Genomic DNA, 717 nt, shown 5'->3' with positions numbered 1-717 from the left:
CTCAACGCCGCCCCGCCGACCAGCCGGCCGCCGACCAGCGCCGTGGTCACCTCCCGCCCGCCGACCAGCGCCCCGCCGACCTCGTCGGGCACCGGTTGGACCAACTGCAGCGGGGGCTACGTCGGCCTGACCTATGACGACGGGCCCAACGCGAGCAACACCACCAGTCTGCTCAACGCGCTGGCCGCGCAGGGCATCCGCGCCACGATGTTCAACATCGGCCAGAACGCGCAGAACAACCCGTCGCTGACGCAGGCCCAGAAGAACGCGGGCCACTGGATCGGCAACCACAGCTGGACGCACCCGCACCTGACCAGCCTGTCGCAGTCGCAGATCCAGTCCGAGCTGCAGCAGACCCAGAATGCCCTGCAGCAGCTCACCGGCGCGGCCCCGAAGCTGTTCCGCCCGCCGTACGGCGAGACGAACGCGACGCTCAAGGCCGTCGAGCAGCAGCTCGGCCTTACCGAGATCATTTGGGACGTCGACTCGCAGGACTGGAACGGCGCGAGCACCTCGGCCATCGTGTCGGCCGCGAACAGCCTGCAGAACGGCCAGATCATCCTCATGCACGACCAGTACGCGACGACCGTGGCGGCCATCCCGCAGATCGCCGCGAACCTGCGTAGCCGCAACATGTGCCCGGGCATGATCTCGCCGGCCACCGGTCGCGCGGTCGCGCCGGACAGCACGATCCCGACGTCGGCCCCGCCGACCACG

1 pseudogene is annotated in these 717 nt (G+C 69.9%); it reads left to right on the top strand.

Annotated elements, in window-relative coordinates:
* Positions 1 to 42: 42 nt before the first annotated feature.
* Positions 43 to 717: pseudogene (locus ABD211_RS15150) on the top strand (polysaccharide deacetylase family protein); the annotation flags it as partial.

Origin of the sequence: Luedemannella flava, assembly GCF_039528515.1 — a bacterium.
In the GTDB taxonomy this organism is placed as follows: domain Bacteria; phylum Actinomycetota; class Actinomycetes; order Mycobacteriales; family Micromonosporaceae; genus Luedemannella; species Luedemannella flava.
The sequence above is the reverse complement of the archived record's forward strand: the minus strand, read 5'-3'. Positions and strand labels throughout refer to the sequence as shown.